Below are 24,267 nucleotides of genomic sequence, written 5' to 3'. Positions count from 1 at the left end.
GTATTGATAGTTTAGAGCTTAAATCAGAGCAGAAAACTAAAAACCCGCCAAAATCCGGCGGGTTTAAATCTATTTTTATCTGAGTCTATTGTATTAGAATCTGAAAGTAGCCGCCACGGACCAAGTTCTTCCGAACCCTAAGAAACCTGTATTGGCATCAGCAATACCTTGATACACTCTACCTGCTTGCTGATACGTTTTTCCAGCATCAGGACCAGTAGCAATTTTATCTGTAGCATGAATATTAGAACTTAGTTCAGAAATATAGTATTTGTTGAATAAGTTATAAACATTCGCTCTTAGTGTTAAAGATTTTTTCTGACCGATTTCGAATTTGTAACTAGCTCCTATATCAAATAGGTTATAGCTGGGTAATTTTACAATTCCTCTTTCTCTGTCAGCCTCTGTAAGGAAGTTGATAGGATTGAACTGGGCATATAATTTGTCATAATATTCCCAGTTAGCATCAATACTGAAAGCTTTGGTAATGTTATAATCAATACCTAAACTTGCTGTTGTTTGTGCAGCATCACCAACTTTCAGATCCTTGATGTTGATCATCCCTGTAGCTCCGGAAATTTCCTGGTTGCTTTGAACATCCAAAATGTTGAAATTTGCGTTTCCTTTGTACTTCCAATTACCCAATGAAACCATCCCTCTCACTCTAAGATTAGCAAAAGGTCTTGCTTTAGCTTCCAATTCTATCCCTTGGTGAATTTGTCCCACATTTAGAGCATTATAGAAGTAAGCATTTCCAAGTTTCAATTGAGAGAATTTCGCAACATCTGCAGCGCCTGCATTGAATGTTCTTGAAATGAATCTATCATCCCATTGCGTTCTGTAAGCATTGATGTTAACATCTATATAGCGTGACTTGAAACCATATCCTAATTCCAGAGAGAAAATTCTTTCATTTTTTGCATCATTGTAGATATTCTGATTTGAAGGGAATAATGCATTGAATAAAGGCTGTCTTGAAATTACTCCTGCATTGAAAAATACATTGTGATGCTCATCAATATTGTAATTAGCTCCACCTTTTACAATATAACCTGTTTTGTGATACCATTTGGTCTCTTGGTTTCCAGGGGTATACAGCATATAGTCTCTTCTCTTGTAATACTGTTCAGAAACTGATGCCTGAACTGATGCACTTAGTTTTTCAGAACTATATTCCACCATTCCATAAATACCAGCCCATTTTACAAGACCTTCATTGTGTATTGATATTTTTTGAGCATTTCCGGTCTTTGTCAGTGGTTCTGGTTTTACCGTACGATCGATATAGTACCCGTTTGGAGCGTTCACTGTACTTTTAACAAATAGAGCATCTGATCCTAATAGATCAGTAGTAATATCATAAAGAGCTCCTTTGTAAGTTTTAAGGTCAACCCCTCCGTTAAAAGTCCAGTTATTCTTTTTATAGTTAAGGTCTGCAATAACACCATACCAGTCATGAGCATTAATACTTTGCTTTCTTACAATACCACTAGTTCCGTTTAAAGTAGCTACATTTTGTCCATTATAATCAGTAGGGGAGCCTGCAGGAGCTGCAAAAGGAGATTTCTGGAAGGTATTTCCATTATAATCTGTTACAGCACTTCCTCTGTTATAACGATAGATCATATCCCAATTGATGGTACCATCACCACCATAATTCATGAAATTCATGGTTTGGTCTTTGGCATTTTTAATAGAACCGTTAAGTCCGGTTCCACCACCGCCACGTCCCCAAGAACCATAAACAACTGTAGATAATTTCAGGTTGTCATTAATATTCCAATCCCAGTTTAATGAAGCGATTGGCTTGTGGTAGAAGTTAGGTGCTAAGTTGAACTGAGAACCATTCAACATTCCTGTTTGTGGATTGTATCTTCTTCCATAAGTTTCAAACTGCTGCAAGGTGGCTACATTCGCTCCGGTTGCAGAAGATCTTCTGGTGTCGTGCACTTGTGGAGCACCCGTTGCAATTAAATTGAATGCATGTTTCTCATTCGGTTTAAATCCTGTAGAGAAAAACCAAGAATATCCTTCACCTTTAGTTCCATTGATATAACCATCACCTTGCCAACGGGAAAGCAATACTGTAGTTCCCCATTTGTTTTTCAAACCGGAAGAGTACATGGCTGAGAGTCTGGAGTAGTTGTCATTACCCGCTTCTGCTTTGATCATTGCTTTTTGCTCAGAGTCAGTAGCTTTTGTAACAATATTGATGGTCCCTCCTACAGAAGGAACTACAAATTTAGAAGCTCCCAAACCTCTCTGGATCTGAATAGAGCTGGCAATATCTGCCAATCCAGTCCAGTTAGACCAGTAAACAGTACCTCCCTGCATATCATTAACAGGCTGTCCGTTGATGATTACTGCAATATTGGCTCCATCAAAACCTCTCATGTTAATTCTACTGTCACCAAATCCACCACCTACTTTGGTAACGTATACTGATGGGGTAGACTTCATAATTTCAGGAAATTCTCTGTTTCCTAATTTCTCCTGGATTTCAGCTGCCTTAATGTTGGAAACTGCAACAGGTGTTTTTCTCTCTTTGGCGGTTTGGGAAAGGTTTCTTCCCACCAACATCACCTCATCAATAGATTTAGATTTTTCTAAAGAATCCTTCGTACTCTGCCCATAATACAAGGCGGCCGTTGGTAATACAAGCGCTATAAGTAAGCGCTTTTTCAAAATAATGCTCATGAAATAAACTAGCGTGTTTGATTTTAAGGCTGCAAAGATGAAAATTTATTTTTTAATTAAGTATTAAATGTTTTTTAAGCGATTTTGTAAATGTCGAAGAATGAGTATGATCACTGGTTGTTTTATGATATATTAACTTTATTTAACAGTTTAATTTGTAGATTGTTATATCAATAATTTTAACCAAAATGAGTTTGTTTTGATGTTAATATAAACATTTATTGGATAAAAAATATTGAGAAATATCATCATTTTTATACAAAAAATAAATTTTACTAATATTAAATCTAAATAAAGGGAATTATTGTATTTGATATTTTATAATGGATATGTAAAGAGTATATTATCAATGAGTTTTATAGGAGGTTATACTTAAATAATTGTGGAGCGAAAAAAGAGAAAAACTGATCGTTTTGGTTATGAATATAATTTCGTAACATAGATTTATCTTTGCTATATATTCATGAAAATAAATATTTTGATTATTAAATTCTATAAAAGTGTATGGAGGATTTTAAAATTGAACCTTTTTTGCATAGTGAGAATAGTTCTCATTTTATCACAACAAAAGAGATATCTGATCTTTTATTAACTAGACCCACCCAACTTTTTCAGCCCCATAAAATATTATTTAACTGTATTCATCTTTTTTGTGAAGATGAAGGAACTATTAATATTGATTTTAAAACAATACATATTAAGGAAAGGCACATTTTATTTGCTTCACCCAATCAAATCTGCCAGTTTAATAGGCCTGTTAATTATAAAAGCAGGATAATGATTTTTACCGAAGATTTTCTTTGCCAAAACAGTGCACAAACTCAATTTTATAGTGAAACCAGTTTGTTTAATGATCCTTTGAATATACGATATTTCAATTTAGAAGATAGGTTTGAAGAAGTATTAGCTTTATTCGATTATATAAAAAATGAATTGGCCAGGCCATACAGAGATGTACAGAGTACTATATTAAATAACTATTTGTTTAATATACTTCTGATTGCTGAGGAGGTATCCATACATTCTAAAATTAACCTGGATTTTTGTGGAGATAAGCTTTTAGTTGCTAGATTTAAATCTTTGGTAAACAAATATCTAAATCAACATTTAAGTCTTGACTACTATTGTGAAGAATTGAATATAACGCTTCGCGCACTACAGAAAACTTTTCTTAAAATAGAAAAGAAGACGCCCAAACAATGGCTAATTAATAGAATGATATTGGAGATTAAAAGAAATCTGATGTATAATACATTAAGTGTAAGTGAAATTGCCTACGATTTAGGGTTTAAGGAGGTAACCAATTTCACTAAATTTTTTAAGATAAAAACAGGGATGACTCCAACCCAATTTAGGAAATCTATACAAAGATAGTTTCTATTAAAATGAACTATCTGTTTAGCTGCATATTATTTTAACATCCGATCAATTGTGATTTCTTACTAAGTATAGAAATTGTTGTGTGCCATTTATTATCATTTTTTTACGCTTTTGTATCATAATGTGTATGATAATATGTATAGTTTTACAATTCGAAATAATTTTTTTTCATCATTTGTGTTTTTATCTCCGGTTCTGCCGGAGATTTTGTTTTTTTTAATAGCAAAAGAATGCAATATTTGGTGGAATTCTTTGCAGATTCCTTATCAATAAAATGATTAGTCTAATACTGCAAATTATAACTAATCGAAAAAGATCAAACTGGATAGAAGAGGTACAGGTTGAGTGAAGGAGAATAAGAACTCTTATCAATATTTCAAATACTATCTTGGATAGTCTGGAAAATTAGTTATAAAACGATTGTAAGTTCTTATTTACAAATAGAACCGATTTATCAAATCTCTTTATGATTTTTTTATTCAAAAAAAATCCTACAAAAATGAATTTTGTAGGATTAATAAACTTTTAGCATATTTTGAATTCTTTTTTCAAGTACACTCAGTGGAGAATACGGGATTCGAACCCGTGACCTTTTGACTGCCAGTCAAACGCGCTAGCCAACTGCGCCAATCCCCCATTTTGAAGCGGTACAAAAGTAAGTATTTAAATCATATTTACAAATATTTGTAAGAATATTTTTTAAATCTAATAACGTATCTCTACAAAAATTATATAATGAAATCATTTACCTATAAGGTCGAAATATGAAAAAGCACCTCAAAAACAGAGTATGGGAAAGAAATTTAATCAAATATAATAAGAGCATCATTAAGCATATTAGACAAAAAAATCCCTCAATTGAGGGAGTATTTCTAGAAATCAGGGCAATCTAAAATATCTTGATCCCAATAACATTGTGGATTTTCGGAGCCTGGACAATGCATTTCATGCATTCCTTTTGGACATGTTTTTTGCCCTCCATTAACACTCTTTAGTTTTTCTCTTGAAACTTTCTTTAAATTTTTCATAATTTTTATTTTAGTTTTATTGTATGACGAATATAATGAATATTCTCTAAATAGAGATTTAACATAAAAAAATTAGTAATTAAAAGTATAACTGCATTATGACCTTCATGAGTTGTTTATTTTACAGATAAGTTTGAAGTTGATAAAATAACAGCTATAATTTTTTGGAAGCATATATTATAAAATATAAATCAATAAGGAAAGAGTAAAATAAAATACTAAATTCTTTTTATAATTGTGATAGGCTTTGTTGAAGTCAATTTTTTACTTTATCCCTAGTTTAGAAGTTTTTTACTAGAATACTTCAGGAGTAACTTTATCCACTATTGCAATAAAGCTATTTTTCAAAAGGTCTGATGGATAGATAAACTGTTCTCCATTGTCATTTCGAACAACTATAGCGGCCTGTTCATTATTTAAACATCTGTCAATTTGTTCCTGCATCTCATTAAGCCTGCCTGGCAATATATTCAATGTATATTTTCCTGTAGAATGGGTAATCTGAACGACTTTTTCTTTCATGATTAAAAATTTAATTCTGTCAAAGATAATTTTTTTCCCTTAAGTGGGAAGATCTGTATTTAGAAAATCATATATACAGAAATTTGCAATGTCGACTAATAAACAATTTTCTTAATAGTAAAATAGATTAGCTCAATATGATTAATCATCTGTTTTTTCTAGTTTTGGTCCAAATAAAACCAAAATTTCCCATGACTAAACAAATCAAAGCGACAACCATCGGATTTTGTGCTATTTTATTATGGTCCACTATTGTTGGATTGATCAAAGAAGTAAGCCATTCTTTTGGAGCAACAGCGGGTGCAGCTTTAATATATACTGTAGCTTCTATATTCTTGCTTTTCACTATGAAATGGGTCCCTTTGTCAAAATTTCCAAGGAAATATTTGATATTTGGTGGGTTGCTTATGGTTACTTATGAGCTTTGTTTGGCACTTTCTATAGGATATTCTACCAACAGCCGCCAGGCGATTGAAGTAGGGATGGTTAATTATCTCTGGCCTACCTTTACAATGGTGGGCACCATTCTTTTTACCCATAAAAAAGCAAACTGGCTGATTGTTCCAGGAATCATTCTTTCCATGCTGGGGATTATTTGGGTATTGGGGGGAGAGCAGGGGCTTGATATTTCTCAGATGATTGCCAATATTAAAACTAACCCTTTAAGCTATGGATTGGCTTTTATTGGAGCACTATTGTGGGCTGCTTATTGCATAGTTACGGTTCGTATAGCTAATGGGGTGAACGGAATCACCTTATTTTTCATGATGGTAGCTGCTGCCTTATGGATACAATATCTAATGATTGGTGATACAGGCATTATGGTGATCAGCTTTTCTTCCATTGTCTATCTTTTGCTTGCAGCATCTGCCATGGGATTTGGATATGCGGCATGGAATATCGGAATTTTGGATGGAAATGTTACGATTTTAACAGGTGCATCTTATTTTATTCCTGTTTTGTCATCCGCATTGTCATCCGTTCTTTTATCTACAGCATTAGGATTGTCTTTCTGGCAGGGAGCTGTGATGGTTTGTGCAGGTTCAATACTCTGCTGGCTGGCGACCAGAGAACGAAAAATTAGGCAATAATATTAATCCTGAATAGCTGAGTAGTGATTAGTGTATTTATTAGTAAGAAAATAAAATAATTAACGTATTTTTATTTTCTTATTAATAAACTAATAAATATGATGAAGCATAAGCTAGCTCTACTCAGCACTGTTATTGTTTCCTGTCTGAGTGCGCAGCAAAAGAATACCCAATTACACCAGATCTTTGACCAATATTATAAAGAGTCAAACGTACTAAGTCCATTGAGCGCAACCTTTAACGGAATTGATGGTTATAACGATCAGCTTCCTGCTGATGATGAAAATCAACTTAAAAAAATCCATGATTTCTATGTAAAATATACCAATCTTCTGAAACCTTTTGGAAATCAGGATTTGAATAAAGAAGATCGTATCTCACTGGCAATTTTGGAGAATGATCTGCAAATTGCTCTGAAAACGGAAAAATACCATCAGGAATACATGCCTGTCAATCAGATGGGAAGTATTCCCACTTATATGGCATTGTTGGGTTCAGGGAGTTCAGCACAGCCTTTCAAAACGGCAAAAGATTATGAGAACTGGATGAAACGCTGCCAGGCTTTCTCAAGATGGACAGATGTCGCTATACAGAATATGCAGAAAGGCATCAAAACAGGAGTTGTTTTACCCAAAGCTTTAGTACTGAAAATCATTCCGCAATTACAGAAACTGGCACAGAACAATGATCAGTCTTCTTTTTATAACCCGATAAAGAATTTTCCCAAGGATATTTCAAAAAAAGAACAAGATCGTTTAACTAAAAATTTTAAGGAAGTTCTGTCGAAAAATATTTTTCCTTCCCTACAGAAACTTGCAGATTTTTTCCAGAATGAATATCTACCAAATGCCCGCTCTTCTTCAGGAATCAATGTTTTTCCTAATGGAAAAGAGATGTATAAAGACTATATTTTATCGATGGTAACCATTGATAAAGATCCGGAAGAAGTATATCAATTAGGCTTATCTGAAGTGGCAAGAATTACCATAGAGATGGAAAAAATTAAGAAATCTATTGGTTTTAAAGGTTCTCTTCCCGAATTATTTGAATTTATGAAAACAGATAAGCAGTTCATGCCTTTCAAAACAGATAAAGAAGTATTAGAAGCTTATCAGGATGTTTATGACAAAATAAAACCTAATTTATCAAAGTATTTCGGGATTACCCCTAAAACGCCTTTTGAAATCCGTAAGACAGAAGAGTTCAGAGCAGCTTCAGCATCACCACAGTATTTTCCGGGAAACCTTCCTACCAATCGTCCGGGTATTTTTTATGCTCCTATTTTAGATCCAACAAAAATCAATATTACCAATATGGATATGGAAAGTGTGTTTTTACATGAAGCCATTCCAGGCCATCATTACCAGATAAGCATTCAATATGAAAATACCTCTGTTCCGGAATTTCGACAGAAGTATATGAATGGGGCATTTGTAGAAGGTTGGGCATTATATACTGAATCCCTGGGAAAAGATCTTGGAGTGTATACTAATCCTTATCATCAGTTGGGAGCATTGGGTACAGAGATGCACCGTGCGATCCGCCTGGTGGTTGATTCAGGATTGCATACAGGAAAAATGACCCGTGAAGATGCTATACAATATATGCTGTATAACGAACCTGTTTCTGAGCAATTTGCCATTGCTGAAATAGAGCGGTATATGGCTAATCCTGCGCAGGCACTTTCCTATAAAATCGGAGAACTGAAAATAAGAGAACTGCGTGATAAATACAAAGCACAGTTAGGCTCCAAATTTAATATCAAGGATTTCCATGATACTATTCTGAAAGGAGGAGCAATGCCGCTCACTGTTTTTGAAAACTATATGGATGACTGGGCAAAAAGTATCAATTAAAAATATTGAGCTTTAATAGTTTGGATATTAATACAGTGGCTGCCTCAGGGGGCAGCCACTGTAATGTTGTTTACCAAATGTAATAAATATTCTCTCTTGGATTTAAAATAAAAAATAATTCAATAATCAATATTTATTCAGGTCTGGAAGTTGAATGTTTTCAAATTCCTCATTCATTGAGATAAGATTCAGGTGCTCATCGTAATCAGCATTAAAAGCAAAAGCTTTCTTTTCCAGAATATATTTATAAATGTACCAGTCTGTTTTTGGGGTAGGGACACTCAGCAGATCATCAAAAGAAATCCATTTTAAAGTTCCTTCATTGCATAGCGGTGGTTCTATATAATCTATCTCAGCCAGATAGACATAGCTAATCCAATTGTATTTTGTAGGAGATGTTTCTGTCAGCATTCCACAGAATTTCATCGATTCAACATGAATGCCGGTTTCTTCAAACGTTTCCCGGATAGCTGCTTGTAAAGGGTTTTCAAATGCATCAATTTTACCTCCAACTGGAGTGTACATATCCTTATTGGGTTCCTTTAACCTTTTCAATAATAAGAATTTGTTTTGATGACGTAAAATGCAAAGCGTTGCGACACGCTTTATCCCAATAGGTATTATATTCATGATCGGATTCAGTCTTTAATTTGTTTTAAAAGGGTTTGAATATTCGCAGCAGGATTAATGGCTAATAAAAATAATATTCCTTCATACTTGGCAATAATCTGCGTAGCTGTTTTTTTTGATTTTTCACCATTATCTTTTGCATGAGTCAGTAGAAATTCCAGGTTGCTGTAAAACTTTTTGATCTCTTCTTTAAAATGTGGAAGAATAGTAAATGCTTCAAAATACATAATATAATATGCAGACATTCCATTTTCTGTTATAGATAGGATCTGTGGAATAAAACCTAAATAAAAATCTTGAATTTTCTCCTCGATATCTTTTAGCGTCATTTCAGCCTTTGCGTAAATGCTCCAATCAACAGAATGATAAAATTGCAGGAAATAATGATTGATAACTTCCTTATAAAGATCATTTTTGTTTTTAAAATGATGATAAAATGCTCCTTTAGAAAAACCAGAAGCTTCAACAAGCTGCTGCATGGAGGTATTATGAAAACCTTTATTGATAAATTGCTGATAGGAGACTAATAATATTTTTTCTTTTGTATCCATTACTTTTCTGTCATTGCGGCATTGGTTGCAAAGATAATAATCCCTATTCCTATGACAATAGCAAATCCCATAAACCAATACAAAGATTTTGAATAATGAATAATATTTTCTTTGCTTTTAAATTCTTTAATTTTCTTTTGAGCATAAAGCATGAGCGGAATTGATACAATTGTTCCCAGTACTTCTAAAATCAAAAGTAAATTAGGCATTGGGGTAGGAGACTGCGGAAAAATCTCCAATAAATCAATGGTGTATACTATAAAATAACTGATTCCCGAGAAATAAGCTATTCTATAGGCCCAGCCATACTGCCTATTAATAAAATAAACCAGAAATAGACTTATAATCCCCAAGGTTGTCAAAAAAAAGTTAAACACTCCCAGAATAAGAGGTGAAATTTTCGAAAAATCTCTTGACTCAATAAACCCTCCGGGGATCATGAATGTTAGATTTACTGATGATAAAATAAGTAATGCATTAATCAATTTAGATGTTTTCATAATATATATAATTTTGTAAACCGACCGTTCGGTATGTGAAATTATGCAAATGATCTGAATAATCAAAATAGAGGTAAAATTTTTTAAACATTCAAGAAAAAGATATCTGCTTTTAAAATCAATAATTCTATTTGGGCAGTAATGAACTCTGTGATAAAAGAATAGTTTCCCAGTGCCTATTTTCGTCTTTACATTTTTTGCCACGAGCTAAAGAAGCGTTAAATGACCATTATAAATATAAAACGATCATTTTCTAACATAAGGAATGCTCTAATTTTGCTGGAAAGAGTAGGATAAGATAAATAAAGGCATTAAATGCAGAGCATTATTAAGAAAAATAGATAAAAATATCTTATCCATCTATTATCCGGATTGGTTCGCTCAGTATTACTAATGCTTCAAAATTGGAAAATAAAATAATAGTCACAATATTTAAATAATGAGTCATGATAAAAATTAACTTTTATCCCCAACAATTGGGGTTTTGTAGCTTACTCTTCCTTTTATGTTTTTATTTTAATACCAAAGCACAAAAGAATATAGAATATGTTCTTCCTACAGCTGCTTTTAATAAAGAAGAAGCTTATAAATTGCTTGATCCGGGGAACAGCAGCATTGAAGGTACTATTTCATTTAAAAAAAGAGGATATGTCAATTATCCGGACTACCTGTCCAAAGTTTTATTATATCCTGCAACCCCTCATCTTACTGAATATCTTGAGCTTAAAAAGAAATATGACAGTCGGAAAAAACAGGCTGCTATGATAAAGGAAGCTGCTATGGCCCGCATTGAAACAAAGACCAGAGACAATAAGGGCAATTTTGTTTTTACTAATATAAAACCGGGGAAGTATTATATTGTAAGTTTGGTAAAGTGGGAAAAAGTTAGAGGAAATAAAGTTCAGTCAGGGGAGGTTGTTGCCAATAAAAACCTGATTGGAATCCAGATGGGAGGTGGTTATTTTCCAACAGAGACGCAATATGAATCGAAGGCCTATGCAGAAGAAGTAGGAGAATATATTGAAGTATCGGGAAATAATAGAGTTACTACGATCAATATTGCTAAATAATCAGCCTTTTTTAAAGGTCATGGTTATTACATAAAAATGAATCATTAAAAATCAAACTTATGAAAGCTGTTACAATAATTCTCATATACTTATATTTAGGTATTTTCACCATAAAAGCCCAAATTATCAATTTTCCGGATGAAAATTTTAAAGAAGCCCTGATAGCCCAGGGCGTTGATACAAATAAAGATGGAAACATTCAGAAATCAGAAGTAGTAAATATTAAAAAGCTGCATGTAAATAACGCCAACATTTCTTCGGTTGTGGGGATTAAAAACTTTACCAGCCTTGAAGATTTTGCCTTTCTTGATAACAAGCTTACCATTGTTGATCTTGAAGGGATGCGAAATCTCAAATACCTTTATGGAATCAATAATAAAATTAAGCAGCTCAAATTAAAAGGCTGTACAAACCTTGAAGTGATTTTTATGGATCAAAATGAATTATCTGTTCTGGACCTTTCCAGGCTTACAAAGTTAAAAGATATAAGAATCAATGTAAACAATTTAGAATCAATAGATCTGAGCAGAAAGCCTAACTTGGAAAATGTGCAGCTTTTTAGAAATCAGATAAGAACATTTAAAGCAGAGGACTCTTTTGATATTAAAGGATTAGATCTTTCTAAGAATCTAATCACAGAAATAGACTTGAGACCTTTTTCTAAACTTGAAGAAGTGGATCTTAATGGCAATCCTTTAAGAAAAATCAATGTTGAAGGTCTTAGCAAACTGGTAAAACTTTATCTGGAACCCGCAGCTTTTACATCATCTTATATTAATCAATTGAATACCAGTGGACTTGTTAGTCTATAAGGAGTATAAATGGTAAATCTTAAGGTTTGTATCTAAAAAAAGACTGATCACCATCAGTCTTTTTTATTGAATCTGTTTTTCAAAGAATTCTTATTCTCACTTTGAGCTTTGCTACAAACTTCTGGAACGGGCTACCGAAAGAAGATACACTAGATGGGCAAACATATTTCTTTTTACAGATTCTATCTTTATATCTCCAGTGGTCTGGTTAATAGTCGTTACCAGATCCGTATTGCACTGCCCATTAAAATTTCCGCTTCCTAAATAATTTACAGAATTGGCAGCTGGATAAGAAATTCTGGGATAATCAGGAGCTGTTTGGTTGGCAGCAGGAGTAGCATTTGCAAACCCTTTATTATCAATATATCGGGCAGTCCATGAACCTAGGAATTGTCCGTTAGCTGTATTAATACTTTGTCCTACCACTACTTGTGTGTCTACAGGATTGCTAAACCCAGCACAGGAAGTATAATGATTTATAGAAACAGTACAGGAAGAAGCATTGTCTGCAGGTTGAAAGCATTTTCCCTCATATACCGTTAATCGTTGCTCAGTAGAAGACATTGAAGTATTTAATAGAGCTTTAGGAGCAAAAATCTCTTCAGGAGAGATGAGTGTCAGAACTCCCTGAGCATTAGCAGCAACAATTTTATTTTCCGGATTTGCAAGTCCTCTTACTCTTACCGATCCGTTAACATCCAATGTATTGGTAGGTGATGATGTATTAATTCCTACTTGTGCACTTGCAAAACTACACAAAGCAAATGCTGTTAAAAAAAAAGGCTTTGTTTTCATGGTATTTTTAGATACGTTTAAATTTTTTCACTAATGTAAGAAATATGTTTTAATAGATAATAAAAAACTAATTAAAAATATTAAATAACTAAATTTATATACAAAAATGTGTTTTTAATGAAAATTTTAAACATGGCTTTTGAAACATTAACTCAAAATTCATGGTTATCAAATTTGTTTGAAAAATATTTGTATTTTAGCCGAAATATATTGGTTTTTAACAAACATATTGTCTACTCATTAAAATTCAGATAATTTGAATGAAAAAATTAGTAGATTTGCACGGAATTAAAAAATAATAAATATTAAGCTCATTCTCTATGACAGGGTATTCCTAAATAGAATGGAATAGAGGATAACAGGATTTTAGGTTATAAAACTACTGAAACTATGAAGAAACTTTTTTTACTTTTACTAACAGCATTTTTATTTATCGGTTGCAGCTCGGATGATGATACAATCTATGATTATGTAGGAACATGGTCCGGAACTTATGAAGGAGGAGATAAAGGAGTGTGGAACTTTGTGGTTGATAAGACGGGTAAAGTATCAGGAACCATGCATTCCGACGTTAGCAGTGAGAACTATAATATTGCCGGTAAGTTAAGTACCACTGGAGATCTGGTAGGAACAGTAGGTCTTCCATCGAAGGGAGAATTTAAGGGAAAACTTAATCCGGATAAAAAAGGAAACGGAAGCTGGTCAAACACCCTTCCAACTCCGGCACAATACGGAACTTGGAACGGGGAAAAGAAATAAAACAAAAGCCTGCAAATTTGCAGGCTTTTGTTTTATATAAATCCCATATGGGAAATTTCATTTTTTTCATTCTTCAATACGACAAAATAAAGCACACAGTCGGCATCTGAAAAATATTCTTTAAAAGATGCATGATGATCATCAAAAGAGCACTCTTCTTCAGCCTTTTCAATAGTATAATTTTCTGAATCCAGTTTTAAAATAATGAGTATTGCTTTTTCAACTTGAGCTCCTTTTTTAATAAGGGTACAGTCTTGATGTTCAATTTCTGCCGATACATTTTTTGTTTCACCAAACTGAAAAGATTTCAATAGTTTTTTTCCTTCCTCAGTTTTTAAGCCGTTTTCGACTGTTCGTTTTCCTCTTCCGGAAATGGTGTCTAGATCTTTTATTTCAGTCATTAGCTTTGCAAAACTCTGGTAGAGTAGGGCATCTCCTGTTTCTTTAAGATAAAGATCCAGACTGTTTCTGATGATCTTTCCGGTTTTAGAACAATGTCCGAATTCAGAACTGTTTTGCCTTACTTTTTCATAAGACGGATTCTTTTTAAAAGCCGTTTTATTGAACCCGCTTTTCTTCCGAACCACATTTTTTCCATTCAGAGTATAAAAAACAAGGTCACCTACAGAACCTTTAATCTTAATGAGACTTTCATAAGTTGCCATATCGCAAATTTGAATTTCAAATATAGCAATAAATAACGGAAATCAAAATTTTAACATATATTTATCATATAGTTGTAGTATAGTTATACTATAATTAAAATATAAAATGTATATTTGTACATCAATCGTTAATCAAGTAAAAATCAGACGAGTATGGGACCAGGATTATTTGAAAAAAAATTGAGTATAAAGCAGCTTTCTCTTTGGCTGATTGCATCTGCTTTTGTAGTGTCTTGCGGCTCTTCAAAAAACGTTTCTTCCAGCAAGAAATCGGGCTCTAAAACCGTAGTGAAATCTGAAAATCTGAGAAAATTGGATTCTAAATTCGATGGGAATGTATCAAGATCCATCAATGATGTCTTAAAAGATGCTGAGAAATACCTCGGTACTCCCTATAAATTCGGAGGGAATACATCTTCAGGCTTTGATTGTTCCGGTTTTACCGTAAAAGTGTTTGAAGAAAATGACTTTAGCCTTCCAAGAAGATCAACCGATCAGGCCGGAACTGGGAAAAACATTGATATCAGGGATGTAAAGCCTGGTGATTTGCTATTTTTTGCTACTGCCGGAGGAAGCAGAGTTTCCCATGTAGGAATTGTTCATGACATTGGTCCGGACGGAGAAGTGAAATTCATTCATGCTTCCACTTCAAAAGGAGTTATTATTTCATCCCTGAACGAAAAATACTGGAATAAAGCCTATCTTCATGCTCAAAGAATTTTATAATAATTCCAATGGAAGGGCAGAGCGTTTGCTTTTTTAGAATAAAATTATAATGCCATTCAGTGCCTTAAGGTATTAGATTGTATCTATCCATTATCATTTTAGTATTAAAATTAATTCCATTGGCTTTAAACTAATAAAAAAGCAACCCCAAAAGAGTTGCTTTCAATATAGATGAATATATAAAATGAATTAAATTTGTTCACAAACCGGTGTTCCAAGTTCTTTTTCTTCACTGCTTTCGTCTGTCGTAATATTTTTAGGGAACGAAAAGAAACTCAGGAATAATGTTGCTGTAAGTAGTAAGATACTCACTGAAAGGACATACTGAACTCCATAATAAGCGCTTACAATCCCACCGAGAAATGCACCTAATGAAATCCCGATATTAAAAGATGACGTAAGCAAACTGTTGACAAATTCCAGCGCATGATGAGGAATGTTTTGTGTAGTTCTGATATTGGAGACTAAAAAGCCACCTGTGTGAATCATGCCCCAAAAAGATACAATAATAACCATAGGAACAAAAAGTCCGCCCAGGAAGTAAGCCAGAATTTGTACTGAAATGAGAAGCAGCAAAAACAATCTTGTTGTGAGCTTTACATTTCGGCTTAAAGCTATTCCCATAAGCCAGTTACCAAGGGTTCCCATGCCTCCGAAAAGAAGCAGCATAATGCTGATCTGGGCTCCATTCATTTTGGTAATTTCTTCAAGATAAGCCGTAAGGTAGGTATAGCTAGAGAACATGGCTGCTAATGTACCGATGGTGGAAATCAGATTGATCCACAAAAGAGGGTTTTTCAAAACAACGAACTGATTTTGCGCTGATTTTTCTTTTTCCGCAGGGAGAGAGGGAATAAAAAGCAATAACCCGATAAATGCAATAAAGCTGATGATACTGCTCAGGAAAAATGAAGCTTTCCAATCATGAAAAAGATCTGCGGCATAAGTAGTCATAGGAATACCGAGAACCGTGGCAAGGCTCAGTCCCAGCATAACTGTGGATACTCCTTTTGCCTCCTTTTCTTTGAAGGCAATGGCAATAGAGATATTCCAGAACAAAGGATGCAGTATGGCTGGTAAGATACGGGCAATCATAAGCATCGTAAAGTTGGTGGAAAAAGCAGAGATAAGATTGGAAAGAACAAATATGCTCATCACGAGACATAGAAGAAACTTACGGTTTATTTTGCTGGTAAAAGAAGTGATAAAAGGGGAAGAAACGGCAACTGTGATAGCAAAAGCACTCAGCAGCCATCCTGCCGTATCAATTGATACCCCAAATTGCCTGCTGATCGTAGGAAGAATACCCACCACCCCGAATTCGGTAGTAATAATGCCAAAAGCACCTAGTGCCAGGACATAGATTGATCTTTTCATTGATTTTAAATTTTAATGTAGCAAATTTGAACAGAAAAAATGTAAAAAATCAGTATATTTTTATGATAAATAAGTATTTTTGCCACATGAAATCGTCATAGTTTGCCAACACAACCACAAATGAGGATGGCGCGATTCCATATGACCATTAAAAAAACAGTTAAATATCTTCATATGAAAAGAGAGAATATAGATCAATTGGTAAAAGTTGAATATCATGAAACTGAAAATTGCCCTTTAACAGGCAATCGTTTCTCTTTTTTTCAGATTATCTATGTGATTTCCGGAAAAGGTTCCTTTACCATCAATAATAATATAGCCTCTTATAGCAAAGGCAGCCTGATATTACTAACCCCTGATGATGAACACCACTTGGAGATTGAGGAAAAAACTGAGCTTTTACTTGTAAAGTTTAGTGAACGTTATGTAAAGGATTACAAATGGAATAGTATTGATTCAATAGGGTGCTTATTGTATGGGGCCTCTTATCTTTCCGGGTGTATTTTACAGAATAAACCGGATGTTGTTTTGGTGGATTCTATTGTCACTTCACTGCTTCACGGTCTCAATTATCCGGATCTTTATCAGGAGGAGCTGACCCTGCATTATGTGAATGCATTAATTGTAATTGCTGCAAGAAATATATCAAAAATGCGGGTGGAGCATATAGCATCCAATACGGATAAAAGAATAGTGGAGATTATTGATTATATCCAGGGAAATATCCATGATCCGGCACTTTTAAAGGTGGCTGTCATTGCACAGAAATTTGGACTTTCCGAAACCTATCTTGGCAGCTATTTTAAAAATCATTGCGGAGAAACCATTACCCATTATATCTTGAATTATAAATTAAGATTGATCGAACATCGGCTTCTTTTTAGCGATATGAGGATTAATGAGATAGTCACCGAGTTTGGTTTTTCGGACGAAAGCCATCTCAATAAGTTCTTTAAAAAGCAGCATAACATGAGTCTTACAGAATTTAAAAAAAGCAAATCACTATCTAAAGCTGTAGATTAAGTAAAATCGCGTAATGTGTTATTATACAATTTTCTATATAGGTTTAAATATTGATTGTCTTTAATTTATTTCAATAAAAATTTAATAATCATTCCCAACAAATAAAAAAAGATTGCAATAGTATTGCATATCAAAAATTATTGAAATTTGCAGCAAACAAATAAGCCATGACAGATTTCATCCGATTTTTTATTCCGTGTTATTTTATATTTTTTTTTGTTGTTTCATTTCTTGGAATCAGTATAGCTGTTGCAAAGAAAATTGGCAAGAATCCTAATGTATTGCCAAAAGATGATTCTGCTTACGCATTAGTAGGTTGGTATTTCAAGTTGCTGTTAATTGTTTTATTCATTTATACTTTATTGCCTTTATTCTTTCCAAGAGTAGAAGACTTATTTAAAATAAATCTTTTGAGTTTTGTTCTATTTCAGAGCATTGGAGTCGGATTAATGATTTTAGCTTTTATCTGGGTGGTTATTGCCCAATTTCAAATGAAAAACTCCTGGCGTATAGGCATCGATGAGCACATGAAAACAGAACTTATTACAATCGGATTATTTCGGTTTTCACGAAATCCTATTTTTTTAGGGATGACACTAAGCCTTACCGGATTTTTCTTTGCTTATCCTACAGTAATTGCCTTCTTTTTGTGGATAATCGGCAGTATCTTAATGCAGATTCAGATTCGTCTTGAAGAAGAATACTTACAGAGACAGCACGGCTCTGTTTATCTGACTTATAAAAAGAGAGTTGGGCGCATGTTAAGCCTTTATTAAAAGCAAAAACTTAAAAATCGTTTTGCTGAACTTTTTTGTATCTTTGGCGGGTATAATTTTTCAAACTAATTTAAATAAGAAACATGTCGTTACAACAAACTATTGAAAACATTTGGGATAATAGAGAACTATTACAAAATGAAGACAGCCAAAAAGCGATCAGAGAGGTTATTTCTTTATTAGATTCCGGAGAACTTCGTGTAGCAGAGCCTACGGAAAACGGATGGCAGGTAAATGAGTGGGTGAAGAAAGCAGTAGTAATGTATTTCCCGATCCAAAAGATGGAAACTATTGAAGTAGGTCCATTTGAATTCCATGACAAGATTCCTTTAAAGAAAAATTATGCGGAAAAAGGAGTGAGAGTAGTTCCTCATGCAATTGCCAGAGAAGGGTCTTTCGTCGCTTCAGGCGTTATTATGATGCCATCTTACGTAAATATTGGTGCTTACGTAGATTCAGGAACAATGGTAGACACTTGGGCAACAGTAGGAAGCTGTGCACAGATCGGTAAAAATGTTCACTTGAGTGGTGGTGTTGGAATCGGTGGTGTATTAGAGCCATTACAGGCAGCTCCGGTAATTATTGAAGATGATTGTTTCATCGGTTCAAGATGTATCGTGGTAGAAGGAGTGCATGTAGAAAGAGAAGCGGTATTGGGAGCGAATGTTGTTTTAACAGCATCTACAAAAATCATTGATGTAACAGGAAGCGAACCTATCGAAATTAAAGGAAGAGTTCCTGCTCGTTCTGTAGTAATTCCGGGAAGCTATACAAAACAATATCCGGCTGGAGAATATCAGGTTCCTTGTGCATTGATCATTGGTCAAAGAAAAGAATCTACAGATAAAAAGACTTCTCTTAATGATGCATTGAGAGAGAACAATGTAGCTGTTTAAGATTAGGTTTTTAAACTAATACCACTTATTTTGAAAGAAAAATTTCTTAAAATACTATTAAACCCTAAATATATATTTGGGGTTTATATTATTGTAGCCATAGCTACTGCACTTTCTAAACTCTCCAGAGGACCTCAGGCGATTAATAATTACCTGATTTTCAAAGGAGTTTTCTTTAATACCATTGATGAGAAAAACTTGTATCTGGCATATCCTGAGCGTTATGGTGATACCAACCATTATGGTATCTTTTTCAGTTTGCTTATTGCTCCTTTTGCGGTAATGCCGGATTGGATGGGAATTGCTCTTTGGAACGTTGCCAATACAGCTGTTTTTCTATATGCTATTTATAAACTTCCATTTTCTGATCCTAAAAAAGCACTTTTTGCTTTATTATGTTTGCAGGAATTCATCACTGCGGCAGTGAGTTTACAGTTCAATGTGGCTTTAGCAGGGCTTTTAATGCTGTCAGCAACATTCATTTATGAAAGAAAAGAAGTACAGTCAGCAACTGCTATTGTTGTGGGAATTTTTGTGAAAATTTATGGAATTGTAGGCTTGTCACAGTTTTTCTTTATCAAAAATAAAGTAAAGTTTATTCTTTCAGGAATCGGTATTGCCGTCCTGTGTTTAGTGATCCCAATGATCTATTCAAGCCCGCAATTTGTTATTCAGAGCTATTCAGACTGGGTAACATCTCTGATTGCAAAAAATGGTGATAACCAGACACTAGGGAATATGCAGGATATATCGCTGATGGGGTTTGTAAGAAGAATTTTGGGGGATGCATCCATTTCCAATCTTACTTTTTTAGCTTTTGGTATTCCTTTATTTGCATTACCCTATATCAGAATCAAACAATATAAAAATTATGCCTTTCAATTGATGATCCTGGCTTCTACATTGCTGTTTTTGGTATTGTTTAGTTCAGGTTCAGAATCGCCAACGTATATCATTGCCGTAGCAGGAGTCATGATCTGGTTTACCCTTCAAAAGGAAAAAACACCTTTCATTATTGGATTATTGGTATTTGTTATCATTTTAACCTGTTTTTCACCATCGGATTTATTTCCGAAATTTATCAAACAAAATTATATTATTAAATATTCTTTGAAAGCCGTACCTTGTATCATTGTTTGGTTTAGAGTTATTTACGAACTGATGACCAAAGACTTTGAGAAGGATTACACTTTAAATTAATGTATGAAGAAAATTTCTATTGTCATTCCTGCCCATAACGAAGAAGGAAATGTGGCTTTAGTTCATGAAAAAATAAAAGAAGTTTTTTCAGGGCTGGAGAATTATGATTTTGAAATCATCTTTGTGAATGATGGGAGCAGGGATAGCACACAGCAGAAGTTGGAAGAACTATCCCAAAAGTATGAAGAAGTAAAATTTATTGAATTTTCCAGAAACTTTGGACACCAGCCGGCGGTAAAGGCCGGGATGGATTATGCACATGGAAATGCTGTGGTTTCAATGGATGGTGATCTTCAGCATCCCCCTGAATTAATCCCTGAAATGATTCAAAAATGGGAGGAAGGCTATGATATTGTGTATACGGTAAGAACCTATCCTAAACAGATTTCTTATTTTAAAAGAAAGACTTCAGATGTTTTCTATAAGCTTTTATCCAGCCTTTCAGATGTAAACCTTACCAAAGGAGGCGGATCTGATTTCAGATTAATGGATGCCAATGCTGTAGAAGCTATGAGAAGCTTTAAAGAAGATGATCTGTTCTTAAGAGGGTTAACAAGCTGGATGGGCTACAAACAAATCGGGATTGATTTTACTGCAGGAGAAAGAATGGCAGGAGAAAGTAGTTATAACCTCAAAAAAATGCTCAAATTTGCGTTTACGGGAATTACAGCTTTTAGTGTAAAACCACTTTATTTAGCAGCTTATCTGGGCTTTTTATTCTCTCTTTTTTCAGTAATTGGATATGTTGCCTATGTGATTCACTCATTTGTTGTTCATACTGAAATCTCAGGTTGGGCATCATTAATTATGACCATTGTATTCTTTGGAGGGATTCAACTCATCATCCTCGGAATCATTGGTATTTATTTAGGGAAAATCTTTAAACAGGTTAAAGAAAGGCCTAATTATATTATAAAAAACAAAAATTTTTAAATGGTTTTATTAAGTTTTGATATCGAGGAGTTTGACATGCCTTTAGAATATAAAGGCGAGATCTCTTTTGATAAACAAATCTCTATATCTCAGCACGGGCTTGAAAATATTTTAAATATTCTGAAAAAACATGGAGCAAAAGCTACTTTTTTTTCAACCGTAGTCTTTGCAGAAAATAGTAAACATCTTATTGAAAGGCTTCTTAATGAAGGTCATGAATTAGCTTCCCATACCTGGTTTCACTCAGAATTTGAAGATCAGCACCTGAAAGAGTCCAGAGAAAGACTGGAAGAATTATTTTCCACAAAAGTAACCGGATTAAGAATGCCAAGGATGATGCCGGTAGATAAAAAAGAAGTGGAAAAAGCAGGGTATTCATACAATTCATCCATCAATCCAACATTTTTACCAGGAAGATACAATAACCTTAAAGTATCAAGAACTTATTTTAATGAAGGAAATGTAATGCAGGTTCCCGCCTCGGTATCGCCTAATTTCAGAATACCTTTATTTTGGTTAAGCTTTCACAATTTCCCATTGGCAATCTATAAAAAACTGGCTGCTGATGTATTGAAAAAAGACAAGTATCTGAATATTTACTTCCATCCCTGGGAGTTTTCATCCATTAAAGATGAAGCATTCAAACTGCCTGGCTTCACGGTAAAAAACTCCGGAGTAGATATGGTAGAAAGATTTGATACCTTTGTAGGATGGCTTAAAGAAAAAGGCCATACTTTTGGTACATTCCAGGAATTTCAAAAACAGGTACACGCATGAAAATTGCTTTTGACGCAAAACGTTTTTTCCATAACACCTCCGGGCTGGGCAATTATTCAAGAGATCTGGTAAGAATTCTTTCTCAATATGAACCGGACAATGAATATCTGCTTCTCAATAAGAACAAATCTGAGCGTGGAAAGGATATTTTGGGCCGTTCCAATGTTAAGTTTATAGAAACCTCAAAAGGGAAGTTTTCACGCCAGCTGAAAATGGGAAAAGATGCCCAAAAGCTGGGTGCAGATATTTTCCATGGGTTATCCGGTGAGTTACCCTTGAAATGGGATCAGAAACCTATTAAAAAGATCGTAACCATCCATGATCTGATCTTTGTAAGATATCCGCAATATTACTCTTTTTTTGACCGTAAAATCCACTTGTGGAAGTTTAAAAAAGCGGCTGATATGGCAGATAAGATCATTGCTATTTCAGAACAGACTAAAAGAGACATTATGGAGTTCTTAAAAGTACCTGAAGGCAAAATTGAAGTCATTTATCAAGGTTGCCACCATGCATTTAAAGAGCAACAGCCTTTGGAACAAGTTCAGGCTGCTAAAGATAAATTCAAGCTCCCTGAAAGATTCATTCTGAATGTAGGGACCATTGAAGATCGTAAGAATCTTCTGAATGTGGTAAAAGCCATCAAAGATACCGGAATACCATTGGTGGTGGTAGGCAGAAAGACTAAATATTATCAGAAAATAGAAAACTTCCTGAAAAAAAACAAAATGGAAAAGCAAGTGCTGTTTCTGGAAGGAGTTTCTATGGATGAACTGGCTATACTGTATAAACTGGCTGATATTTTTGTGTATCCAAGTTTCTTTGAAGGCTTTGGAATCCCTGTGATAGAGGCTCTTTTCTCAAAAACAGTTGTTGTAACAAGCAATACAAGCTGTCTGCCGGAAGCAGGAGGAAAAGATTCTGTTTACATCAATCCGAATAATGATCTTGATATCAGGGCCAAAGTAAAATTTTTATGGGAAAATGAATCTGAACGAAAACGCCGTGAGGAAAAGGGATTCGAGTTTGTTCAGAAGTTTAATGATGAACCCATTGCCAAGGATCTGATGAATCTTTATCAAAAAATTATCTGAAAAAACTTTGCATTTTAAAAATAAATACTACATTTGCATCATAATTCAATACAATGAAACCAATTTTTTTAGCATTACATCATTATTATCATCATCTCTGTTAGGCGGAATTGATTGATATATGTTTGTGCTAAAATCAAAAATATTTAAAAACCGTCTGAGTAAGTAGACGGTTTTTTTGTTTCCTGAATTCTCCTCAGAAATTTCAACAGATCAGTTTTATTTACTCGGACTCAAAAAAGACGAAATGAGTAAATTAAAAATTGCGATTCAAAAAAGCGGCCGGCTTTACGAAGAGTCTCTACAGCTTCTTAAAGACTGTGGAATCTTTGTCAACAACGGAAAAGATCAGCTAAAAGTTTCCGTAGACAACTTTCCGATGGAAATCATGTATCTGCGAAATTCAGATATTCCCCAATACCTTGAAGATGGAGTGGTGGATGTAGCCATCGTAGGCGAAAATCTTTTAATTGAAAAACAGAAAAGAATTCAGATTGTTGAGAAACTAGGCTTTTCAAAATGCCGTGTATCTATCGCTGTTCCAAAAGATATAGAAACTGATGATCTAAGCTACTTCCAAGGCCGAAAAATTGCCACCTCTTATCCTAATACCCTTAAAAACTTTTTAGAAACAAAAGGAATCATTTCAGATATCCACGTGATTTCCGGTTCTGTAGAAATTGCACCCAACATTGGGCTTGCAGACGGGATTTGTGATATCGTAAGTTCAGGAAGTACCTTATTCAAAAACGGATTGAGAGAAACCGTAACACTTTTAAAATCAGAAGCCGTTTTGGCTCAAACCCCGCAATTATCCTCCGAAAAAACAGCTATTCTTGATAAATTTCTTTTCAGAATCAAAGCCGTTCTAAGAGCAAAAAATTCTAAATACATCCTGATGAACGTTCCAAATGAGAAGATTCAAAAAATTGCAGATGTACTTCCTGTCTTGAAAAGCCCCACAGTCATTCCATTGGCGGAAGAAGGCTGGAGCAGTATTCATTCTGTGATTGATGAAGAAAGGTTCTGGGAAGTTATTGATGAGCTGAAGGACAATGGAGCACAGGATATCCTCATTATTCCCATTGATAAAATGGTGATTTAACAGA

Annotated in this window: 24 protein-coding genes and 1 tRNA gene; 15 read left to right on the top strand and 10 right to left on the bottom strand. The window is 34.2% G+C overall.

Annotated features, from left to right (window positions below; genetic code table 11):
• Positions 1 to 93: 93 nt before the first annotated feature.
• Positions 94 to 2,697, bottom strand: a complete 2,604-nt coding sequence (locus tag AC3HD6_RS11120; RefSeq protein WP_488896398.1) for a TonB-dependent receptor — start codon at positions 2,695 to 2,697, stop codon at positions 94 to 96.
• A 504-nt stretch (positions 2,698 to 3,201) separates the two neighbouring features.
• Between AC3HD6_RS11120 and AC3HD6_RS11115 the strand changes: the two genes are divergently transcribed.
• Positions 3,202 to 4,071, top strand: coding sequence for a helix-turn-helix domain-containing protein (locus tag AC3HD6_RS11115; protein WP_488896397.1), 870 nt, complete (start codon positions 3,202 to 3,204; stop codon positions 4,069 to 4,071).
• A 568-nt stretch (positions 4,072 to 4,639) separates the two neighbouring features.
• Here the strand turns inward: AC3HD6_RS11115 and AC3HD6_RS11110 are convergent.
• The 3 genes from AC3HD6_RS11110 to AC3HD6_RS11100 form a co-directional block, all read right to left on the bottom strand.
• A tRNA-Ala gene (locus AC3HD6_RS11110) sits at positions 4,640 to 4,713 on the bottom strand.
• 236 nt (positions 4,714 to 4,949) lie between these two features.
• Positions 4,950 to 5,105: a bacteriocin-like protein gene (locus AC3HD6_RS11105; protein WP_488896396.1), complete on the bottom strand. Its 156-nt coding sequence runs from the start codon at positions 5,103 to 5,105 to the stop codon at positions 4,950 to 4,952.
• Between the two features lie 294 nt (positions 5,106 to 5,399).
• Positions 5,400 to 5,627, bottom strand: a complete 228-nt coding sequence (locus AC3HD6_RS11100; RefSeq protein WP_488896395.1) for a glyceraldehyde-3-phosphate dehydrogenase — start codon at positions 5,625 to 5,627, stop codon at positions 5,400 to 5,402.
• A 191-nt stretch (positions 5,628 to 5,818) separates the two neighbouring features.
• On the opposite strand from AC3HD6_RS11100, the gene yddG reads away from it, so the two are divergent.
• Both yddG and AC3HD6_RS11090 read left to right on the top strand, forming a co-directional pair.
• A complete protein-coding gene (gene yddG / locus AC3HD6_RS11095) occupies positions 5,819 to 6,718 on the top strand; it encodes an aromatic amino acid DMT transporter YddG (RefSeq protein ID WP_488896394.1) in 900 nt (299 codons plus the stop codon).
• A 98-nt stretch (positions 6,719 to 6,816) separates the two neighbouring features.
• A complete protein-coding gene (locus AC3HD6_RS11090) occupies positions 6,817 to 8,574 on the top strand; it encodes a DUF885 domain-containing protein (RefSeq protein WP_488896393.1) in 1,758 nt (585 codons plus the stop codon).
• 126 nt (positions 8,575 to 8,700) lie between these two features.
• On the opposite strand, the gene AC3HD6_RS11085 is transcribed toward AC3HD6_RS11090, so the two are convergent.
• Genes AC3HD6_RS11085 through AC3HD6_RS11075 form a run of 3 tightly spaced genes read right to left on the bottom strand, consistent with a single transcriptional unit; the run spans position 8,701 to position 10,255 of the window.
• Complete coding sequence (locus tag AC3HD6_RS11085; protein WP_488896392.1) at positions 8,701 to 9,204, bottom strand: NUDIX hydrolase; 504 nt, start codon at positions 9,202 to 9,204, stop codon at positions 8,701 to 8,703.
• Positions 9,205 to 9,212: 8 nt separating this feature from the next.
• A complete protein-coding gene (locus tag AC3HD6_RS11080; RefSeq protein WP_488896391.1) occupies positions 9,213 to 9,755 on the bottom strand; it encodes a TetR/AcrR family transcriptional regulator in 543 nt (180 codons plus the stop codon).
• Positions 9,755 to 10,255 (bottom strand): DUF8051 family protein, encoded by a 501-nt coding sequence (locus tag AC3HD6_RS11075; RefSeq protein ID WP_488896390.1) that lies wholly within the window; start codon positions 10,253 to 10,255, stop codon positions 9,755 to 9,757. The genes AC3HD6_RS11080 and AC3HD6_RS11075 overlap by 1 nt, the downstream gene beginning before the upstream one ends.
• A gap of 446 nt (positions 10,256 to 10,701) precedes the next feature.
• Here AC3HD6_RS11075 and AC3HD6_RS11070 point away from each other — a divergent pair, with 446 nt between their 5' ends.
• The gene (locus AC3HD6_RS11070; protein ID WP_488896389.1) at positions 10,702 to 11,325 is read left to right on the top strand and encodes a hypothetical protein; all 624 of its coding nucleotides are present in this window, start codon (positions 10,702 to 10,704) and stop codon (positions 11,323 to 11,325) included.
• 59 nt (positions 11,326 to 11,384) lie between these two features.
• A complete protein-coding gene (locus AC3HD6_RS11065; RefSeq protein ID WP_488896388.1) occupies positions 11,385 to 12,137 on the top strand; it encodes a leucine-rich repeat domain-containing protein in 753 nt (250 codons plus the stop codon).
• A gap of 111 nt (positions 12,138 to 12,248) precedes the next feature.
• On the opposite strand, the gene AC3HD6_RS11060 is transcribed toward AC3HD6_RS11065, so the two are convergent.
• The gene (locus AC3HD6_RS11060; RefSeq protein WP_488896387.1) at positions 12,249 to 12,932 is read right to left on the bottom strand and encodes a hypothetical protein; all 684 of its coding nucleotides are present in this window, start codon (positions 12,930 to 12,932) and stop codon (positions 12,249 to 12,251) included.
• A 390-nt stretch (positions 12,933 to 13,322) separates the two neighbouring features.
• On the opposite strand from AC3HD6_RS11060, the gene AC3HD6_RS11055 reads away from it, so the two are divergent.
• On the top strand, positions 13,323 to 13,691 hold the full coding sequence (locus AC3HD6_RS11055; protein WP_068943192.1) for a hypothetical protein: 369 nt from the start codon (positions 13,323 to 13,325) through the stop codon (positions 13,689 to 13,691).
• Positions 13,692 to 13,723: 32 nt separating this feature from the next.
• Here AC3HD6_RS11055 and AC3HD6_RS11050 read toward each other — a convergent pair whose 3' ends face one another.
• Positions 13,724 to 14,356 carry a hypothetical protein gene (locus tag AC3HD6_RS11050; RefSeq protein ID WP_488896386.1) on the bottom strand — a complete coding sequence of 211 codons (633 nt, stop codon included), beginning with the start codon at positions 14,354 to 14,356 and terminating at the stop codon, positions 13,724 to 13,726.
• A 153-nt stretch (positions 14,357 to 14,509) separates the two neighbouring features.
• Between AC3HD6_RS11050 and AC3HD6_RS11045 the strand changes: the two genes are divergently transcribed.
• Positions 14,510 to 15,082, top strand: a complete 573-nt coding sequence (locus tag AC3HD6_RS11045) for a C40 family peptidase (RefSeq protein WP_488896385.1) — start codon at positions 14,510 to 14,512, stop codon at positions 15,080 to 15,082.
• A 189-nt stretch (positions 15,083 to 15,271) separates the two neighbouring features.
• Here AC3HD6_RS11045 and AC3HD6_RS11040 read toward each other — a convergent pair whose 3' ends face one another.
• Positions 15,272 to 16,459 (bottom strand): MFS transporter, encoded by a 1,188-nt coding sequence (locus AC3HD6_RS11040; RefSeq protein ID WP_488896384.1) that lies wholly within the window; start codon positions 16,457 to 16,459, stop codon positions 15,272 to 15,274.
• A gap of 174 nt (positions 16,460 to 16,633) precedes the next feature.
• Between AC3HD6_RS11040 and AC3HD6_RS11035 the strand changes: the two genes are divergently transcribed.
• The 8 genes from AC3HD6_RS11035 (at position 16,634) to hisG (ending at position 24,263) form a co-directional block, all read left to right on the top strand.
• A complete protein-coding gene (locus AC3HD6_RS11035) occupies positions 16,634 to 17,482 on the top strand; it encodes an AraC family transcriptional regulator (RefSeq protein ID WP_488896383.1) in 849 nt (282 codons plus the stop codon).
• Between the two features lie 167 nt (positions 17,483 to 17,649).
• Positions 17,650 to 18,258: a methyltransferase family protein gene (locus AC3HD6_RS11030; protein ID WP_488896382.1), complete on the top strand. Its 609-nt coding sequence runs from the start codon at positions 17,650 to 17,652 to the stop codon at positions 18,256 to 18,258.
• Between the two features lie 83 nt (positions 18,259 to 18,341).
• Positions 18,342 to 19,154 (top strand): 2,3,4,5-tetrahydropyridine-2,6-dicarboxylate N-succinyltransferase, encoded by an 813-nt coding sequence (locus tag AC3HD6_RS11025; protein WP_068943197.1) that lies wholly within the window; start codon positions 18,342 to 18,344, stop codon positions 19,152 to 19,154.
• A gap of 30 nt (positions 19,155 to 19,184) precedes the next feature.
• On the top strand, positions 19,185 to 20,354 hold the full coding sequence (locus tag AC3HD6_RS11020; RefSeq protein ID WP_488896381.1) for a glycosyltransferase family 87 protein: 1,170 nt from the start codon (positions 19,185 to 19,187) through the stop codon (positions 20,352 to 20,354).
• A 3-nt stretch (positions 20,355 to 20,357) separates the two neighbouring features.
• Positions 20,358 to 21,287, top strand: coding sequence for a glycosyltransferase family 2 protein (locus tag AC3HD6_RS11015; protein ID WP_068943199.1), 930 nt, complete (start codon positions 20,358 to 20,360; stop codon positions 21,285 to 21,287).
• Positions 21,288 to 22,064: a polysaccharide deacetylase family protein gene (locus tag AC3HD6_RS11010; protein ID WP_488896380.1), complete on the top strand. Its 777-nt coding sequence runs from the start codon at positions 21,288 to 21,290 to the stop codon at positions 22,062 to 22,064.
• Positions 22,061 to 23,158, top strand: a complete 1,098-nt coding sequence (locus AC3HD6_RS11005) for a glycosyltransferase family 4 protein (protein WP_488896379.1) — start codon at positions 22,061 to 22,063, stop codon at positions 23,156 to 23,158. Before AC3HD6_RS11010 ends, AC3HD6_RS11005 begins: the two co-directional genes overlap by 4 nt.
• Before the next feature lie 247 nt (positions 23,159 to 23,405).
• The gene (hisG, locus tag AC3HD6_RS11000; protein ID WP_488896378.1) at positions 23,406 to 24,263 is read left to right on the top strand and encodes an ATP phosphoribosyltransferase; all 858 of its coding nucleotides are present in this window, start codon (positions 23,406 to 23,408) and stop codon (positions 24,261 to 24,263) included.
• The last annotated feature ends 4 nt before the right edge of the window (positions 24,264 to 24,267 follow it).

The organism is Chryseobacterium sp. II3a (assembly GCF_057815135.1).
This window is presented reverse-complemented; position numbering and strand designations above follow the sequence as displayed.

Coding starts and splice junctions, on each gene's coding strand:
- AC3HD6_RS11120 (WP_488896398.1), bottom strand. CDS start 2,697: ATGAGCATTATTTTGAAAAAGCGCTTACTTATAGCGCTTGTATTACCA.
- AC3HD6_RS11115 (WP_488896397.1), top strand. CDS start 3,202: ATGGAGGATTTTAAAATTGAACCTTTTTTGCATAGTGAGAATAGTTCT.
- AC3HD6_RS11105 (WP_488896396.1), bottom strand. CDS start 5,105: ATGAAAAATTTAAAGAAAGTTTCAAGAGAAAAACTAAAGAGTGTTAAT.
- AC3HD6_RS11100 (WP_488896395.1), bottom strand. CDS start 5,627: ATGAAAGAAAAAGTCGTTCAGATTACCCATTCTACAGGAAAATATACA.
- yddG (WP_488896394.1), top strand. CDS start 5,819: ATGACTAAACAAATCAAAGCGACAACCATCGGATTTTGTGCTATTTTA.
- AC3HD6_RS11090 (WP_488896393.1), top strand. CDS start 6,817: ATGATGAAGCATAAGCTAGCTCTACTCAGCACTGTTATTGTTTCCTGT.
- AC3HD6_RS11085 (WP_488896392.1), bottom strand. CDS start 9,204: ATGAATATAATACCTATTGGGATAAAGCGTGTCGCAACGCTTTGCATT.
- AC3HD6_RS11080 (WP_488896391.1), bottom strand. CDS start 9,755: ATGGATACAAAAGAAAAAATATTATTAGTCTCCTATCAGCAATTTATC.
- AC3HD6_RS11075 (WP_488896390.1), bottom strand. CDS start 10,255: ATGAAAACATCTAAATTGATTAATGCATTACTTATTTTATCATCAGTA.
- AC3HD6_RS11070 (WP_488896389.1), top strand. CDS start 10,702: ATGATAAAAATTAACTTTTATCCCCAACAATTGGGGTTTTGTAGCTTA.
- AC3HD6_RS11065 (WP_488896388.1), top strand. CDS start 11,385: ATGAAAGCTGTTACAATAATTCTCATATACTTATATTTAGGTATTTTC.
- AC3HD6_RS11060 (WP_488896387.1), bottom strand. CDS start 12,932: ATGAAAACAAAGCCTTTTTTTTTAACAGCATTTGCTTTGTGTAGTTTT.
- AC3HD6_RS11055 (WP_068943192.1), top strand. CDS start 13,323: ATGAAGAAACTTTTTTTACTTTTACTAACAGCATTTTTATTTATCGGT.
- AC3HD6_RS11050 (WP_488896386.1), bottom strand. CDS start 14,356: ATGGCAACTTATGAAAGTCTCATTAAGATTAAAGGTTCTGTAGGTGAC.
- AC3HD6_RS11045 (WP_488896385.1), top strand. CDS start 14,510: ATGGGACCAGGATTATTTGAAAAAAAATTGAGTATAAAGCAGCTTTCT.
- AC3HD6_RS11040 (WP_488896384.1), bottom strand. CDS start 16,459: ATGAAAAGATCAATCTATGTCCTGGCACTAGGTGCTTTTGGCATTATT.
- AC3HD6_RS11035 (WP_488896383.1), top strand. CDS start 16,634: ATGAAAAGAGAGAATATAGATCAATTGGTAAAAGTTGAATATCATGAA.
- AC3HD6_RS11030 (WP_488896382.1), top strand. CDS start 17,650: ATGACAGATTTCATCCGATTTTTTATTCCGTGTTATTTTATATTTTTT.
- AC3HD6_RS11025 (WP_068943197.1), top strand. CDS start 18,342: ATGTCGTTACAACAAACTATTGAAAACATTTGGGATAATAGAGAACTA.
- AC3HD6_RS11015 (WP_068943199.1), top strand. CDS start 20,358: ATGAAGAAAATTTCTATTGTCATTCCTGCCCATAACGAAGAAGGAAAT.
- AC3HD6_RS11010 (WP_488896380.1), top strand. CDS start 21,288: ATGGTTTTATTAAGTTTTGATATCGAGGAGTTTGACATGCCTTTAGAA.
- AC3HD6_RS11005 (WP_488896379.1), top strand. CDS start 22,061: ATGAAAATTGCTTTTGACGCAAAACGTTTTTTCCATAACACCTCCGGG.
- hisG (WP_488896378.1), top strand. CDS start 23,406: ATGAGTAAATTAAAAATTGCGATTCAAAAAAGCGGCCGGCTTTACGAA.